The sequence below is a fragment of the Pseudomonas sp. PAMC25584 genome, assembly GCF_058135675.1.
The window spans coordinates 3,822,855-3,836,917 of record NZ_CM176870.1 but is presented as its reverse complement, the minus strand read 5'-3'; the positions used below and the strand labels follow the sequence as shown (position 1 = coordinate 3,836,917).

The following is a 14,063-nucleotide window of genomic DNA, read 5'->3' as shown; positions in this document are numbered from 1 at the left end:
GTTCGAACTAAAAGCGCAAAAACTGCGGCGCAATGATCGATTAAATCGATTTATCCCGCGCGTCCCAGTAGTGCTGGGCCAGTTCGAACGCTTGCTCTCGCGGATGACCCAGGCCGCGCAAGGCCACGGCCATGGTGGCGATCAAGGCCAGTTGCGGGTAGCTGTCCTCGACGTCGCCGCGCCACAGCGCTTTCAACTGCTCGGGCTCCAGGCTGGCCGGTTTGACATGACGCTGGGCGGAGAGGGCGGGCCATTCTTCGTCCCAACTTTCGCCGCCGGTGGTGCCGTAGAGGTGGCTGATGGTGTCGGGGTTGATCTCGATCTCACCGCCATCGCCCTTGACCACAATCACATTGTCACCGAGCAGGCCGCTGGCATCGCGGTGTACACCCTGGTAACCGGGGTGGAAGATGCTTTGCAGGCCGCAGCGGGCATTCAGTGGGTTGAGCAGGCGTGCCAGGGAGTGGATCGGCGAGCGCAGGCCCAGGGTGTTGCGCAGATCGATCATGCGTTGCAGTTGCGGTGCCCAGTCGCCCAGCGGGATAAACGCCAGGTTGCCGTGCTCGAAGGCCGTCTCGACCTGCTGCCAATTGCGGCACAACGGGATCTGCAGGCCTTCCAGCAATTGCTCGGTGTACAACCGGCCAGCGGTGTGGGCGCCGCCGCCGTGCAGGAGGATGCGCACACCGTTCTGCGCCAGGCACTTGGCGGCCAGCAGGAACCACGGCAGGTGGCGCTTTTTGCCGGCGTAGGTCGGCCAGTCGACATCCACCTTCAGCGCCGGCGCGTGCAGGCGCTCGCGCAGCGCTTCGGTGAAGCCGGCGAGTTCTTCCGGGCTTTCTTCCTTGTGGCGCAGCAGCATGAGGAAGGCGCCGAGCTGGGTGTCTTCGACTTTCTCGTCAAGCAGCATGCCCATGGCTTCGCGGGCTTCTTCGCGGGTCAGGTTGCGCGCGCCGCGCTTGCCTTTGCCCAGGATGCGCACGAACGGCGCAAACGGGTGCTCGGCGGGGGTTTCAAGGGTCAGCGGGGCAAAATCGGTCATAAGCAATTCGTCGGCCTGGGCAGGCCCGCCAGCTTGGCGGCGAGTTTGGCGGGAGTGCCGTTGAACAGTTTATTGAGGTGCAGGCTGTTGCCCTTGTCCGTGCCCAGCTTCAAGGCGGTGTACTTGATCAGCGGGCGCGTGGCGGGGGACAGCTGGAATTCTTGATAGAACTGGCGCAGCAGCTCGAGGATTTCCCAGTGCGCCGGGGTCAACTCGAGGGCTTCGGCGGCGGCCAGGGCGTTGGCCACGTCGACCGACCACTCGTTCAGGTTGACGAGGTAGCCGTCCTTGTCCAGTTCGAGGGCGTGCGCGCCCACGGTCAGGGTGTTCATAGCCAGGTGTTGACCTTGTCGTAGTCGATCGACAGTTGCACGAAACCCGGGTAATCCACGCAGTCGGCCCAGTCGGGCAGCGGCAGGTTGCGCGCCAGGCTGTCTTCGGCCAGCACAAACACCTTCACGCCCTTGAGTTGCAGGGCCGGGTGATGCAGCCCATAGGCGCCGTCGCCACAGAGCAGGATCGCATCGTCGCTGCCGCAGATGCGCAGGCAACTGTCGAGGCGGCTATCGGTAAACGGGGAGTGGGACACCACATGTAAAGTCGACATCAGAGGGTTATCACCTGGTCGTAACGGTCAATCAACTGGGAGATCTGTTCGTTGTTCAGCGGCTGTGCATTGACGGGGTGCGTCAGCCCGCGCGCGGCCAGGCTGTGCTCGCAGGCAAACACCGCGTCGATACCGAACAGCCCCAGTGCCTGCAGGTTGGCGCCGAGGTCTTTTTGCTGCACGGCCTTGGCGTCCTGGTGCGGTGCCAGTTGGAACACGCCGTCATCCAGAAACAGCAGGCCGATGGGCAGATCGAACGCGCCGCCGGCCAACACGATATCCAGCGCTTCCCGCGCGCTCGGCCCGGACCACGGTGCCTGGCGGCTGATCACCAGCAAGGATTTGGACATGTCACGGCCCTCCAAAACAGATCAAGCGGTCGGCGGTCTGGCTCGCGTCGTGCAATTGCCCAAGGCCCGACAGCTCCCATGGCGCATCCACGTTCACCGCGCTGCGTTGGTAGCGTGCGGCTTCTTCACGGTTGAGCACACCACGGCGCAGGGCGGCGGCGATGCAGACCACGGCGTCCAACTGTTGTGCGCTGACAAACTCACGCCATTGGCGGGCGATGTCTTGCTCATCCTGTGGCGCAACGATGGTGTTGGAGGCGCTGTAGACGCCATCCTGATAAAAAAACAGCCGCACAATCTCATGCCCGCCGGCCAGCGCCGCCTGGGCGAACAGCAAGGCGCGACGCGAGGAGGGCGCATGGGCGGCGGAAAACACTGCTATCGCGAATTTCATGGAACACCCTGCAAGCAAACGTGGGCCAATGATAAGGCCGCCGCCGGGAAAAAGCCCGCCGTGATCAAAACGGTCACGGCCGATGATCGTTCTGACGATTGCCCTGGGCGCTGAAGGCTGACTACGCTGTCGTCAGTCGAATCGGAAACGGAGTCTCCATGTCAGGTCCCTTGGCGTCCCTTAAAGTACTGGATTTTTCCACCTTGCTGCCCGGTCCGTTCGCTTCGCTGATGCTAGCGGACATGGGCGCCGAGGTGCTGCGCATCGAATCGCCCACGCGCATGGACCTGCTACGCGTGCTGCCGCCCCATGATCAGGGCACCTCGGCGAGCCATGCTTACCTCAATCGCAATAAGCGCAGTCTCGCCCTGGATCTGAAGCAGGCCGAGGCGCTGGAGATTGTGCGCGAGCTGGTCAAGGGCTACGACATCGTGCTCGAGCAGTTTCGCCCGGGGGTGATGGAGCGCCTGGGCCTGGGGTATGCGGCGTTGAAGGCGATCAACCCGCGGCTGATTTATGTGTCGATCACCGGGTACGGTCAGACCGGCCCCTACAAGGATCGCGCCGGGCACGACATCAACTATCTGGCGTTGGCCGGAATAGCCAGCCATACCGGGCGTCAGGACAGCGGGCCGCTGCCCTTGGGCGTGCAATTGGCAGATGTCGCCGGCGGTTCGCTGCACGCGGTGGTGGGCCTGCTCGCGGCGGTGATTGCGCGACAACAGAGCGGCGTCGGCCAATACCTGGATGTGAGCATGACCGACTGCTCGTTCAGCTTGAATGCCATGGCCGGCGCTGGATACCTGGCCTGTGGCGTGGAGCCCGGTTGGGAGACCCATGTGCTCAATGGCGGCAGTTTCTACGATTATTACCGCTCCCGTGATGGGCGCTGGATGTCGGTGGGCAGTCTGGAGCCGGCGTTTATGCAGCAATTGTGTGCAACGTTGGGACGACCGGAGTTGGCGGCACAAGGCTTGTCGCCCAAGCCTGCGCAGCAAAAGGCGCTCAAGCAGGCGCTGCAGGTTGAGTTCGAGAAGCGCAGTTTTGAGGAACTGTGCGAGTTGTTTGCCGGGGTGGATGCGTGCGTGGAACCGGTGTTGAGTCTGAGCGAAGGCGTGGAGCATCCGCAGTTGAAGGCGCGGGAGTTGGTCGCCCAGGTGCCTCGGGCCGACGGCTCGACCCAGGCGCAAATGGCTTGCCCGCTTAAGTTCTCCGAGGGGTTGCCAGCGCCCCGGCATATTGGGGTCGCTGTGGGCGCACACAGTGATGAAGTGCTGATGGAGTTGGGCTTGAGCCCACAGCGCATCAGCGAACTGCGCAGCGCCAAGGTGATTGTGTAGTGACTGGGCGGGCGCTATCGGGAGCAAGCCCCCTCCCACATTTGACTGCATTCCAAAGGATGTACGCGGTCAAAATGTGGGAGGGGGCTTGCCCCCGATGAGGCGCTTACAGGCACCGCACCTTTCACTCGACGCGGGTTTCCCCGGTAAACACCAACGTCTGCCGACAGCGCCTGCACAGATAACGCCGCCCCTGCCTCACCAGCCCATGGCGCTGTGACGAAAACGGGAAGTCGCTGTCGGCACACGGGCAGCGGTAGATATAGCGGGTCACCTGGCGGCGCTTGATTTCATAGGTGTGGCAACGGTCCGGCGGCAGTTCATACACGCCTCGCATGATCAGTTGCCATTCTTCGCCATGGGGCTGGATGCGTTCGCCAAACAATTGGTGGGCGATCAGGTGCGCCACTTCATGGGCCACGGTCTGTTTCAGGAAGTGTTGGCTGTTTTCTCGGTACAACTGTGGGTTGAAGCGCAGCAGGTTCTCGTGCAAATGCGCGACACCGGCCTTCTGGCCCCGCAGCTTGAGGCTGACCTGAGGGCGTTTGAAGTTTCGTTTGAAAAAGGATTCGGCTAGCAGGAAACAATCTTCGACGCGGGTATTGAGTTGCTCAGGCATGCTGTACCTATCTCCAGAGGCGCTCAGTATGCCGCAAAGGCGGGTGTTTCCGAATCGGTCAGGCGCCGAATGGTCGTGCATGACGCACAAAGCCACCTTGCGGTGGCCTTGCCTGCTGGGTGAAACCGCTTAGTTGGTATAGATCGGGCCAACGCCCAAGCCCCAGACGATCACCGTAAACGCCATGATTGCCACCAGCACGACCAGGCCCACGGCCAACACCGAGCTGGAAAACAGGAAGCCCTCGTCCGGATCGATGCTCATGAACGTCGGTAACCCCACATACAGCAGGTACACCGTGTAACAGATCGCCGCCGTGCCGACGACCATCCCCAGCCACATGTGCGGGTAGAGCGCCGCCAGCCCGCCGATAAACAGCGGTGTGGCGGTGTAGGTGGCAAAGGCGACACAACGCGCCATGCTGGGGCTGGCGTCGTAGGTGCGCGCCATCCAGTGAATGAAGGCGCCCATGACCGCTACGCCGCCGAGCATCGCCACGTAAGACATGAGGGTCATCCACAAGGCGCTTTCCTGGGTCAGCATGACCGGGGAGCGGTTGCCGATGACCCAGCCGACCTGGGTGGTGCCGATAAAGGCTGATACGGCGGGGATCGCCGCAAGAATCAAGGTGTGTGTGAGGTACATGTGGCCGACGCTTTCTTCTTTATCGCCACGAATTTCCCGCCATTCCTGGTCGGGATGGGTAAAAAGCCCCACGACGTGATGGATCATGCCAGTCACTCCTGTCGTTATTACCATCGCCCCCCATCGGAGCGCCCACGGGCCAGATGGCCTGAAAGGTCTGGATAGTTATGTGCGACCTCAAGTCGCAGTATAGGAAGTGATGACCGGAAAAACCGTAGGGCTTTAGAGCAAATTGCGCTGTAAACAGCGGGCTTAATCGCGGCGCGGTCTGTAGGTTGGCAATGCAGTCAAGTGTGGGAGGGGGCTTGCTCCCGATGGCAGTCTGTCACTAACAAATGGGTGGCTGACACCCCGCTATCGGGAGCAAGCCCCCTCCCACATTGGAACTTGGTCAACCTTACCGGTAAAATACCGCGCTTTTCGTCACACACCTCTAGCGGATCCAAGCGCCATGGGCACTCTTACGGTCAACCAGAACAAACTGCAAAAACGCCTGCGTCGCCTGGCCGGTGAAGCGGTCGCCGACTTCAACATGATCGAGGACGGCGACAAAGTCATGGTCTGCCTCTCCGGCGGCAAAGACAGCTACACCCTGCTCGACGTGCTGCTGCACCTGCAAAAGGTCGCGCCGATCAAGTTCGAGATCGTCGCCGTCAACATGGACCAGAAACAACCGGGCTTCCCCGAAGAGGTGCTGCCGGCCTACCTCAAGGCACTGGGCATCGAGTACCACATCGTTGAAAAAGACACCTATTCGGTGGTCAAGGAACTGATCCCGGAGGGCAAGACCACCTGCTCGCTGTGTTCGCGCCTGCGCCGTGGCACGCTCTACACGTTTGCCGATGAGATCGGTGCGACCAAGATGGCCCTGGGGCATCACCGCGACGATATCGTCGAGACGTTCTTCCTCAATATGTTCTTCAACGGCTCCCTCAAGGCCATGCCGCCCAAGCTGCGCGCCGATGACGGACGCAACGTGGTGATTCGCCCGCTGGCGTATTGCAACGAGAAGGACATCCAGGCCTACTCCGATTTCAAGCAATTCCCGATCATCCCGTGCAACCTGTGCGGCTCCCAGGAAAACCTGCAGCGCCAGGTGGTCAAGGAGATGCTCCAGGACTGGGAACGCAAGACCCCGGGGCGGACCGAGAGTATCTTCCGCAGCTTGCAGAACGTGATCCCATCGCAGTTAGCCGACCGTAACCTGTTCGACTTCACCAGCCTGCGTATCGACGAGAGCGCCGCTTCGCGCTTCGTCAACGTAGTGAACCTCTGACGCTTTTCAACGCTCTGAACGACGGCGCTCACAGGCGCCGTTTTCATTTCAATCCCCAGGAGAGGGCATGCGCGATTACAAATGGCTGCACGAATATTGTCTGAACCGCTTCGGTTCGGCGGCCGAGCTGGAAGCCCACCTGCCTGTCCCCAACACCCCGGCGCAATTACGCCAGATCAGTGATGATCGTTACCTGTCGACCCTGGCGCTGCGGGTTTTTCGCGCCGGGCTCAAGCACAGCGTGGTGGATGCCAAATGGCCCGCGTTCGAGCAGGTGTTCTTTGGCTTCGACCCGGAAAAAGTCGTGCTGATGGGCGCCGAGCACCTGGAGCGCTTGATGCAGGACACGCGCATCATCCGCCACTTGGGCAAGCTCAAGAGCGTGCCGCGCAACGCGCAGATGATCCTCGACATCGCCCAGGAGAAGGGCAGTTTCGGCGCGTTTATCGCCGATTGGCCGGTGACCGACATCGTCGGGTTGTGGAAATACTTGAGCAAGCACGGTCATCAGTTGGGCGGGCTGTCGGCGCCGCGCTTTCTGCGCATGGTGGGCAAGGATACGTTCGTGCCGAGCGATGACGTGGTCGCGGCACTGCATGCGCAGAAGATCGTCGACAAGGCCCCCACCAGCCTGCGCGACCTGGCGACGGTGCAGGGGGCGTTCAACCAGTGGCATGCCGAGAGTGGGCGGCCGATGTGCCAGTTGTCGATGATGCTGGCGTATACGGTCAATCATTGAAACCGAGGTGATGCCATCGCGGGCAAGCCCACTCCCACAAGCACAAGGAACTGCATTCCAAGCGTGGGGCTTGCTCGCGCTGACGGCGGGTCAGGCTGGCTGACCCTCGCCCGCCAAGCGCCGATCCAACTGGAACCGCCAGCGCACATACAGCAGCGCCGTACAGAACAGCGCCAGGCTCGCGAGCATTTCCAGCACACCGAACCACTGGCGGTTCGGGTCATAGGCCGCCAGCGCGCCCTTGATGAAATACAGGTTCACCACAAAGCACATCCACGAGTGTCCGCGCGCGCTGCCGCTCACCATCCCCGGCGCCAGCACCAGCAGCGGCACCAACTCGATCAGCAGGATCACCCACGGGCGTGCGCCGTGCAGGTCGGCGATGAACAGGTAATACACGCAGAGCAGACCGACCAGGCCGAAAAACGCCAGCAGGCTCAGCGCGCGTGCGACTTTGACCCGCGGCGCCAGCCAGGCCTGGGGTGGCAGGATTTTAGGTTTTTTGGCCACGGCCGTTCTCCAGCAGCACAGCGGTTTTCGCCAGGCGCAGGCCAAGGGCCTTGCACAGGGCGATTTCATGTTGATCCAGCAGGCGCTTGCCGTCGGGCCCGGCATGGTGGCTGGCGCCGTAAGGCGTGCCGCCACCCTGGGTGTCGAGCAGCGCTTGTTCGCTGTAAGGCAGGCCGGTGATCAGCATGCCGTGGTGCAGCAGCGGCAGCAGCATCGACATCAGCGTGGTTTCCTGGCCGCCGTGCAGGCTGGCGGTGGAGGTAAATACCCCGGCCGGTTTGCCGACCAGGGCGCCGGTCAGCCAGAGGTTACTGGTGCCGTCGATAAAGTACTTCAACGGCGCGGCCATATTGCCGAAGCGGGTCGGGCTGCCCAGGGCCAGGCCTGAACAGTTCTTCAAATCATCCAGGCTGGCATACAGCGCGCCTTCGGCCGGAATGCTCGGCGCTACGGCTTCGCACTCGGCGGAGATCGCCGGCACGGTGCGCAGGCGTGCTTCCATCCCGCCTTGTTCGATACCTCGGGCAATGTGCCGGGCCATTTCGCTGACCGAGCCGTTGCGGCTGTAATACAACACCAGCACATACGGCGTACTCACGGCAGGATCTCCAGCACGTTCTCCGGCGGCCGGCCGATGATGGCTTTGTCGCTGGTTTCGAGGATCGGACGTTCCATCAACTTGGGGTGCTCGGCGATGGCGGCGATCAACTGTGTTTCGCTGAGCGTCGCGTCATCCAGGTTGAGGGTTTTGTATTCCTCTTCGCCGGTGCGCAGTAGTTGGCGTGCGCTGAGCCCCAGTTTGGTCAGCAGGGCTTTCAATTGCGCGGCATTCAGCGGGGTTTCCAGGTAGCGCACCACCGTCGGGGCGAGGCCGCGAGCTTCCAGCAGTTCGAGCGCTCCGCGGGATTTCGAGCAGCGCGGGTTGTGATAAAGCGTCAGATCGGTCATGTGCGGGTCGCATCTTGCGTAAGGTGGCGGGTATTCTACCTGCGCTGCGCCCGGTCCTTAAACCGTAAGAGGCGATCAGCCGCAGCCAACGTTCATTTTTGCGAAGGATTATCCCATGACAAGGCGACTGATCGGTGCATTGGCGATCATCACAACCCTGCTGCTCAGCGGCTGCGGTAATGACTACGGCGTTGACCAATATGGCCAGAAAGTAGCGGCCGAGCGCTTGGACAAGCAATGGCTGGTGGTCAACTACTGGGCGGAATGGTGTGGCCCTTGTCGCACGGAAATTCCTGAGCTCAACGCCTTGTCGGAACAGTTGAAAGGGCAGAACGTCGGCGTGTTCGGAGTCAATTTCGACAATGTGCAGGGCGCAGAACTGAAGGACGCCAGCGACAAGCTGGGCATCAAGTTCACCGTGCTGGCACAGAACCCGGACGGGATCTTTGATATTCCACGCAGCGAAGCGTTGCCGGTGACTTACATCATCGATGACAAGGGCAAGGTGCGTGAGCAGTTGATGGGCGAGCAGACGGCGCAAGGCGTGCTGGCCAAACTCAAGGCCCTGCGCGGTTGAATATGTAGGAGGGGCTTGCTCCCGATGGCGGTGTGTCAGTCGATACACGAGCTGACTGATAGGTCGTCATCGGGAGCAAGCCCCCTCCCACAGTTAGATCACATTGAGCCTGCGGGCTTCGCTATCAGCCTTCTTCAAGCCACAGGCGAATGGGTTTGCCTTCGGCAGGCCAGAAACGGGTCTGCTCGATCGGCGAGATGTCCCAGCGCTCAACGCCTTGCAGGGCCTGGAAGAAACGGTGTTCCTGTTCCATCAGGGCGTCGCCGCAGAGTTTGCGGGTGCTGCCGATCTTGCCGAAGCTGAGTTTGTCGCCCTCCACGGTGTACGGTGCAAACCAGTGGTTGCACCCGCCGTTGCCGTAGGCGCGACCATCGGCGCCCAGGGTGACACTCAGGTGCGCGTAATCCATCAGCGGCCGCTCACCGATCCATTCCACCACGTAGCTGTGATCCTGCTCGAGCTTTACCGCATCACCGGCGCAGCCCATCAGGCCGGCCCCGACGGCGGCCAGCAGAAGCAGGCCCTTCATTGCGCAGCCTTCTGGCATTTCGGGCAGCGGTGCTTGGCGCCTTCGCTGGCCCAGCCCAACTCGGCAATGCGCGCATTGGCGGCCGGTTGCAGCGGTTCCTTGGTCAGCTTGGTCTCCACCGCGAATTCAAACTCCAGCACGGCCTCGCAGCTGTCGCAGTTGACGTTCCAGGTGTGAATCTCCAGTTCGCCGAACTTCGGCCCCTGGGCCATGGCGACCCACTGGCCCGCCGGGCGGATGGAGTAGCGCGCGTCACCTTCGACGGTGAGGCGCATCGACAGGGTTTTACTGCCGCGCAGGGTGACGATCAGTACGTCGCCATGCTTGATCGAACCACCGTTGCCGGTGACCTGGTAACGGCCCGGCACCAGGGCGCGGCATTCGATCAGGGTGTGTTGCGGGCTCAGCAAGCTGAAGCGGAAATCGTGTTCGGCCATGGTTCCTCCAAATAGGCGCGGCATCCTAGCACGCGCGCCTGCGGATCATGCGCCTGGTATGTGACCGCTGATCATCCGTCGACACGATTCTGCGCACGGCCATCGGCCCAGGCCGCGATATTGGCCAGGGTGGTGTCGGCGATCGCCGCCAGGGCCTCGCGGGTGAGGAATGCCTGGTGCGCGGTGATGATCACGTTGGGGAACGTCAGCAGGCGCGCGAGCACGTCGTCTTGCAGGGGCAGGTCGGAACGGTCCTCGAAAAACAGCTGGGCTTCTTCTTCGTACACATCCAGCCCCAGGTAGCCGAGTTGGCCGTCCTTGAGCGCTTCGATCAGCGCGGGGGTGTCCACCAGGCCACCGCGTCCGGTGTTGATCAGCATCGCGCCGGGCTGCATCTGCGCCAGGGAGCGCGCATTGATCAGGTGCTTGCTGTCGGCGGTGAGCGGGCAGTGCAGGCTGATGATCTGCGCCTCGGCCAGCAGTTCGGGCAGGCTCACATAGCGAGCGCCGAGGGCCTGGACCAGCGGGTTGGGAAACGGGTCGTAGGCCAGCAGGTGGCAGCCGAAGCCGGCCATGATTTTGGCGAAGGTGGCGCCGATCTGCCCGGTGCCGACCACGCCGACGGTCTTGCCGACGAGGTCGAAGCCGGTCAGGCCGTGCAGGCTGAAATCGCCCTCGCGGGTGCGGTTGTAGGCACGATGCAGGCGCCGGTTCAAGGCGAGAATCAGCGCCACGGCGTGTTCGGCGATGGCATGCGGCGAATAGGCGGGCACCCGCACGATGGTCAGGCCCAGGCGCTTGGCGGCGGCGAGGTCGACATGGTTGTAACCGGCCGAGCGCAGCGCGATCAAGCGGGTGCCGCCCTTGGCCAGGTGCTCGAGCACGGGTGCGCTGAGGTCATCGTTGATAAACGCGCAGACCGCTTCGTGATGTTCGGCCAGGGCCACGGTGTCGAGGGTGAGCCGGGCGGGCTGGAATTGCAGTTCCAGGCCGGGCGGTAGCGGCACGCCGAGAAAACTGTCGCGGTCGTAGGTCTGGCTGCTGAAAAGAATGACGCGCATTAAAATGCTCCCTGCAATCTACGTTTTGGTAACGCGAACCCTGTGGGAGCGAACGCGCCCGCTCCCACAGGGTTCGCCTCCATAAAAAGTGTCAGGCGCTGACCCGCGCTTCACTGGCCAACCGGGCAATGGCCATGTCCAGCTCGTCCAGCGCGGCCATGGCCTTGGCGTCGTCCTGCTTGAGCAGGGTTTCGGCGCGTTGGCAGGCGGCGCGCAGTTGCGGCACGCCGCAGTAACGGGTGGCGCCGTGCAGGCGATGGACGCGTTCGATCAAGGCGTGGTTGTCATTGGCTTCGCGCGCGAGGGTAATCGCCAGGCGGTCGGCTTCCAGGGAGGCGAGCAACATCGCGAGCATGTCCGCCGCCAGGTCAGCCTTGCCCGCGGCCAGCCGCAGGCCTTCCTCGTGGTCCAGCACCAGCAATCGCACGCCTGGGCCGAGGCCTTCGGTCGGGCGCTCCGGCCCTTGGTTGCGCAGGGCCAGGCCGGTCCACTTCAACACCACCTGGGCCAATTGCCGCTCGCTGATGGGTTTGGTCAGGTAGTCGTCCATGCCGCTTTGCAGCAGCGCACGCTTTTCGTTGGCCATGGCGTGGGCGGTGAGGGCCACCACCGGCAGCGGCGTGCCGTGGCGCTCGCTTTCCCACTGGCGAATCGCCTCGGTACTTTTACGGCCGTCAATGCCCGGCATCTGCACGTCCATCAGCACTAGGTCGAAGGTCTCCTGCTTGACTGCCTCGATGGCCGCGTAACCACTTTCCACTGCCTGGACCTTGGCGCCCATGTCTTCCAGCAGGGTTTGCACCAGTAACAGGTTGGCCGGGTTGTCATCCACACAGAGCACGCGGGGTGCGCGGCTGGAGAGTGGCTCGCCCGGCTCGCAGCGAGAGGGGCGCGGGCTGATCAGGTCGGCCAGGGCGCGGCGCAGCTTGCGCGTACACGCGGGCTTGGCCTGCAACTGACTGTTGGGGTTGGGCACGGACTGGTTGAACAGCATTTGCTCGGTGGTCGGGCACAGCACCAGTACCTTGCAGCCCAGGTGTTCGAGGTCCCACAGATGCTGGTTGAGGCGCTCGGGCGGGATGTCATTGGCGGTGACGCCGAGTACCGCCAGGTCGATCGCCTGTTCGGTCTGGTGCGCGCTGGTGATGCCGTTGGTCAGGCTTTCCAGGGTATTGAACGGCGTGACTTCCAGGCCGCAGTCTTCGAGTTGGTGCTGCAAGGCCTGGCGCGCCAGTTCGTGGTTTTCCAGCACGGCCACGCGGCGGCCGAGCAGCGGCGCAGAGGGCAGGTCTTCGACGTCGTCGCGGGTCTTGGGCAGGTTCAGGCTGATCCAGAACTCCGAGCCTTCGCCCGGTGTGCTGTCGACGCCGATTTCGCCGCCCATCTGTTCGATCAAGCGCTTGGAAATCACCAGGCCCAGGCCGGTGCCGCCCGGTTGGCGCGACAGCGAATTGTCGGCCTGGCTGAACGCCTGGAACAGCGTGCGCACGTCCTGGTTGGACAGGCCGATGCCGGTGTCCTGCACACTGATGCGCAGTTGCACGCTGTCTTCCTGTTCATCCTCGATCATCGCGCGGGCCACGATGGTGCCTTCGCGGGTGAACTTGATCGCATTGCTGATCAGGTTGGTCAGGATCTGCTTGAGGCGCAGCGGGTCACCCACCAATGCCAGCGGTGTGTCGCGGTACACCAGGCTCACCAGTTCCAGCTGTTTGGCATGGGCGGCGGGGGCGAGGATGGTCAGGGTGTCTTGCAGCAAGTCCCGCAGGTTGAAGGGCACGCTGTCGAGTACCAGCTTGCCGGCTTCGATCTTCGAGAAATCGAGGATCTCGTTGATGATGCCCAGCAGGTTATCGGCGGACTTTTCGATGGTGCCCAGGTAATCCAACTGGCGCGGCGTCAGCTCGCTTTTTTGCAGCAGGTGGGTGAAACCGAGGATGCCGTTGAGCGGCGTGCGGATTTCGTGGCTCATATTGGCCAGGAACTCCGACTTGATGCGGCTGGCCTCCAGGGCTTCCTTGCGGGCCAGGTCCAGCTCGATGTTCTGGATTTCGATGGTTTCCAGGTTCTGGCGCACGTCTTCGGTGGCCTGGTCGATGCTGTGCTGCAGTTCTTCCCGGGCGTTCTGCAGGGTCTCGGCCATGCGGTTGATGCCCGAGGCGAGTTGATCCAGTTCCTGGCTGCCCAGCGCAGGCAAGCGGGTTTCCAGGTTGCCGTCCTTGAGTTGGGCCACGGCTTGCTTGATCTGGCCGATCGGCGAATTGATGGTGCGGCTGATACGCAGGGCCAGGGCCGCCGTGCAGATCAGGCCGATGGCGATCAACAGCAGGCTGGCGAACAGGCTGCGGTAACCGCGCAGCAACATGCCGTTGTGGGACAGTTCCACCTCGACCCAACCGAGCAGGCGGTCGGCTTCATCGGGGATCAGCTCGCCGGCAAGGTTGCGATGGCGCCCAAACACCGGCAGCAGGTAGCGGGTGGCATCGTTGCCGGTGCGCTGCAACAGGTGTGAGCTGTTACCCGCCGGCGGCGGGTTGAGCATGGTCGGGCCGGCGTGGGCCATGGACGAGCGGTCCGGTGCGAGGAAAGAAACGGCGCGCACGTCCGGTTGTTCCAGAGATTGGGTGGCGATGCGTTCCAGCAGGTCGGTGTTCTTGCTGCTCAGGGCGGGAGCCGCCAACGGGGCCAACTGCTCGGCGATCATTTCGCCGCGTTGCAGCAACTGGGACTGCAACTCCGAGAGCTGCATCCAGGTGAAATAGCCGCCCAGCAATAAGGCCATCAGGCTGGTCGGTAATAAGGTCAGCAACAGTACGCGGCCTTTTATCCCCATTCTTGTAAGCACGCCACTCTCCTGCAACCACGTTGTTATCAATCGTCCGTGCGGGCATCCGGCCCGCGTCACCCGCGCAGTGTAGCCATTTGCGCGGTCTGGAATCTTGCAAATTAATCACGGATGGCAATCTACGAGCCATTTGGCACGACGTGG

General features: G+C 62.6%; 18 protein-coding genes. 4 read left to right on the top strand and 14 right to left on the bottom strand.

What is annotated here, in order from left to right; all coding sequences use genetic code 11:
* Positions 1-40: 40 nt before the first annotated feature.
* From ACS5Q8_RS17765 to tusD, 5 genes are read right to left on the bottom strand one after another with little or no spacing between them, the layout of a single operon-like run.
* A complete protein-coding gene (locus tag ACS5Q8_RS17765) occupies positions 41-1,042 on the bottom strand; it encodes a glycosyl transferase family protein (RefSeq protein WP_465159283.1) in 1,002 nt (333 codons plus the stop codon).
* Entirely contained in the window at positions 1,039-1,374 is a 336-nt protein-coding gene (locus tag ACS5Q8_RS17760; RefSeq protein ID WP_276197537.1) for a TusE/DsrC/DsvC family sulfur relay protein, read from the bottom strand. The genes ACS5Q8_RS17765 and ACS5Q8_RS17760 overlap by 4 nt, the downstream gene beginning before the upstream one ends.
* Entirely contained in the window at positions 1,371-1,649 is a 279-nt protein-coding gene (gene tusB / locus ACS5Q8_RS17755; protein WP_253396735.1) for a sulfurtransferase complex subunit TusB, read from the bottom strand. The genes ACS5Q8_RS17760 and tusB overlap by 4 nt, the downstream gene beginning before the upstream one ends.
* Positions 1,649-1,999: a sulfurtransferase complex subunit TusC gene (gene tusC / locus ACS5Q8_RS17750; RefSeq protein ID WP_276197538.1), complete on the bottom strand. Its 351-nt coding sequence runs from the start codon at positions 1,997-1,999 to the stop codon at positions 1,649-1,651. Before tusC ends, tusB begins: the two co-directional genes overlap by 1 nt.
* Before the next feature lies 1 nt (position 2,000).
* Complete coding sequence (tusD, locus tag ACS5Q8_RS17745) at positions 2,001-2,393, bottom strand: sulfurtransferase complex subunit TusD (RefSeq protein WP_276197539.1); 393 nt, start codon at positions 2,391-2,393, stop codon at positions 2,001-2,003.
* Between the two features lie 158 nt (positions 2,394-2,551).
* On the opposite strand from tusD, the gene ACS5Q8_RS17740 reads away from it, so the two are divergent.
* The gene (locus ACS5Q8_RS17740; RefSeq protein ID WP_276197540.1) at positions 2,552-3,733 is read left to right on the top strand and encodes a CaiB/BaiF CoA transferase family protein; all 1,182 of its coding nucleotides are present in this window, start codon (positions 2,552-2,554) and stop codon (positions 3,731-3,733) included.
* A 124-nt stretch (positions 3,734-3,857) separates the two neighbouring features.
* Here the strand turns inward: ACS5Q8_RS17740 and ACS5Q8_RS17735 are convergent, their stop codons facing one another.
* Together ACS5Q8_RS17735 and ACS5Q8_RS17730 are read right to left on the bottom strand one after the other, a co-directional pair.
* On the bottom strand, positions 3,858-4,352 hold the full coding sequence (locus ACS5Q8_RS17735) for a SprT family zinc-dependent metalloprotease (RefSeq protein WP_247405138.1): 495 nt from the start codon (positions 4,350-4,352) through the stop codon (positions 3,858-3,860).
* Between the two features lie 129 nt (positions 4,353-4,481).
* On the bottom strand, positions 4,482-5,084 hold the full coding sequence (locus ACS5Q8_RS17730; RefSeq protein ID WP_276197541.1) for a Yip1 family protein: 603 nt from the start codon (positions 5,082-5,084) through the stop codon (positions 4,482-4,484).
* A gap of 364 nt (positions 5,085-5,448) precedes the next feature.
* On the opposite strand from ACS5Q8_RS17730, the gene ttcA reads away from it, so the two are divergent.
* A complete protein-coding gene (gene ttcA / locus ACS5Q8_RS17725) occupies positions 5,449-6,273 on the top strand; it encodes a tRNA 2-thiocytidine(32) synthetase TtcA (protein WP_276197542.1) in 825 nt (274 codons plus the stop codon).
* Between the two features lie 67 nt (positions 6,274-6,340).
* Positions 6,341-7,012, top strand: a complete 672-nt coding sequence (locus ACS5Q8_RS17720) for a DNA-3-methyladenine glycosylase I (RefSeq protein WP_276197543.1) — start codon at positions 6,341-6,343, stop codon at positions 7,010-7,012.
* 90 nt (positions 7,013-7,102) lie between these two features.
* On the opposite strand, the gene ACS5Q8_RS17715 is transcribed toward ACS5Q8_RS17720, so the two are convergent.
* From ACS5Q8_RS17715 to arsC, 3 genes are read right to left on the bottom strand one after another with little or no spacing between them, the layout of a single operon-like run.
* A complete protein-coding gene (locus ACS5Q8_RS17715) occupies positions 7,103-7,522 on the bottom strand; it encodes a DUF2069 domain-containing protein (RefSeq protein ID WP_276197544.1) in 420 nt (139 codons plus the stop codon).
* The gene (wrbA, locus tag ACS5Q8_RS17710) at positions 7,506-8,120 is read right to left on the bottom strand and encodes an NAD(P)H:quinone oxidoreductase (RefSeq protein WP_276197545.1); all 615 of its coding nucleotides are present in this window, start codon (positions 8,118-8,120) and stop codon (positions 7,506-7,508) included. Before wrbA ends, ACS5Q8_RS17715 begins: the two co-directional genes overlap by 17 nt.
* Positions 8,117-8,470: an arsenate reductase (glutaredoxin) gene (gene arsC, locus ACS5Q8_RS17705; RefSeq protein WP_247405158.1), complete on the bottom strand. Its 354-nt coding sequence runs from the start codon at positions 8,468-8,470 to the stop codon at positions 8,117-8,119. Before arsC ends, wrbA begins: the two co-directional genes overlap by 4 nt.
* Positions 8,471-8,585: 115 nt before the next feature.
* Here arsC and ACS5Q8_RS17700 point away from each other — a divergent pair, with 115 nt between their 5' ends.
* Positions 8,586-9,047, top strand: coding sequence for a TlpA disulfide reductase family protein (locus ACS5Q8_RS17700; protein ID WP_247405160.1), 462 nt, complete (start codon positions 8,586-8,588; stop codon positions 9,045-9,047).
* Between the two features lie 124 nt (positions 9,048-9,171).
* On the opposite strand, the gene ACS5Q8_RS17695 is transcribed toward ACS5Q8_RS17700, so the two are convergent.
* The 4 genes from ACS5Q8_RS17695 to ACS5Q8_RS17680 all read right to left on the bottom strand — a co-directional run bounded on the left by ACS5Q8_RS17695 (position 9,172) and on the right by ACS5Q8_RS17680 (position 13,919).
* A complete protein-coding gene (locus tag ACS5Q8_RS17695) occupies positions 9,172-9,576 on the bottom strand; it encodes an META domain-containing protein (RefSeq protein ID WP_253396716.1) in 405 nt (134 codons plus the stop codon).
* Entirely contained in the window at positions 9,573-10,013 is a 441-nt protein-coding gene (locus ACS5Q8_RS17690; protein WP_169881558.1) for a hypothetical protein, read from the bottom strand. Before ACS5Q8_RS17690 ends, ACS5Q8_RS17695 begins: the two co-directional genes overlap by 4 nt.
* A 71-nt stretch (positions 10,014-10,084) precedes the next feature.
* On the bottom strand, positions 10,085-11,074 hold the full coding sequence (locus ACS5Q8_RS17685; protein WP_426100862.1) for a 2-hydroxyacid dehydrogenase: 990 nt from the start codon (positions 11,072-11,074) through the stop codon (positions 10,085-10,087).
* A gap of 91 nt (positions 11,075-11,165) precedes the next feature.
* Complete coding sequence (locus tag ACS5Q8_RS17680; RefSeq protein WP_465159282.1) at positions 11,166-13,919, bottom strand: response regulator; 2,754 nt, start codon at positions 13,917-13,919, stop codon at positions 11,166-11,168.
* Positions 13,920-14,063: the final 144 nt, after the last annotated feature.

Bases quoted from the DNA above. Each gene is read 5' to 3' on its own strand.
- ACS5Q8_RS17765 (WP_465159283.1), bottom strand. From the start codon at position 1,042: ATGACCGATTTTGCCCCGCTGACCCTTGAAACCCCCGCCGAGCACCCG.
- ACS5Q8_RS17760 (WP_276197537.1), bottom strand. From the start codon at position 1,374: ATGAACACCCTGACCGTGGGCGCGCACGCCCTCGAACTGGACAAGGAC.
- tusB (WP_253396735.1), bottom strand. From the start codon at position 1,649: ATGTCGACTTTACATGTGGTGTCCCACTCCCCGTTTACCGATAGCCGC.
- tusC (WP_276197538.1), bottom strand. From the start codon at position 1,999: ATGTCCAAATCCTTGCTGGTGATCAGCCGCCAGGCACCGTGGTCCGGG.
- tusD (WP_276197539.1), bottom strand. From the start codon at position 2,393: ATGAAATTCGCGATAGCAGTGTTTTCCGCCGCCCATGCGCCCTCCTCG.
- ACS5Q8_RS17740 (WP_276197540.1), top strand. From the start codon at position 2,552: ATGTCAGGTCCCTTGGCGTCCCTTAAAGTACTGGATTTTTCCACCTTG.
- ACS5Q8_RS17735 (WP_247405138.1), bottom strand. From the start codon at position 4,352: ATGCCTGAGCAACTCAATACCCGCGTCGAAGATTGTTTCCTGCTAGCC.
- ACS5Q8_RS17730 (WP_276197541.1), bottom strand. From the start codon at position 5,084: ATGATCCATCACGTCGTGGGGCTTTTTACCCATCCCGACCAGGAATGG.
- ttcA (WP_276197542.1), top strand. From the start codon at position 5,449: ATGGGCACTCTTACGGTCAACCAGAACAAACTGCAAAAACGCCTGCGT.
- ACS5Q8_RS17720 (WP_276197543.1), top strand. From the start codon at position 6,341: ATGCGCGATTACAAATGGCTGCACGAATATTGTCTGAACCGCTTCGGT.
- arsC (WP_247405158.1), bottom strand. From the start codon at position 8,470: ATGACCGATCTGACGCTTTATCACAACCCGCGCTGCTCGAAATCCCGC.
- ACS5Q8_RS17700 (WP_247405160.1), top strand. From the start codon at position 8,586: ATGACAAGGCGACTGATCGGTGCATTGGCGATCATCACAACCCTGCTG.
- ACS5Q8_RS17695 (WP_253396716.1), bottom strand. From the start codon at position 9,576: ATGAAGGGCCTGCTTCTGCTGGCCGCCGTCGGGGCCGGCCTGATGGGC.
- ACS5Q8_RS17690 (WP_169881558.1), bottom strand. From the start codon at position 10,013: ATGGCCGAACACGATTTCCGCTTCAGCTTGCTGAGCCCGCAACACACC.
- ACS5Q8_RS17685 (WP_426100862.1), bottom strand. From the start codon at position 11,074: ATGCGCGTCATTCTTTTCAGCAGCCAGACCTACGACCGCGACAGTTTT.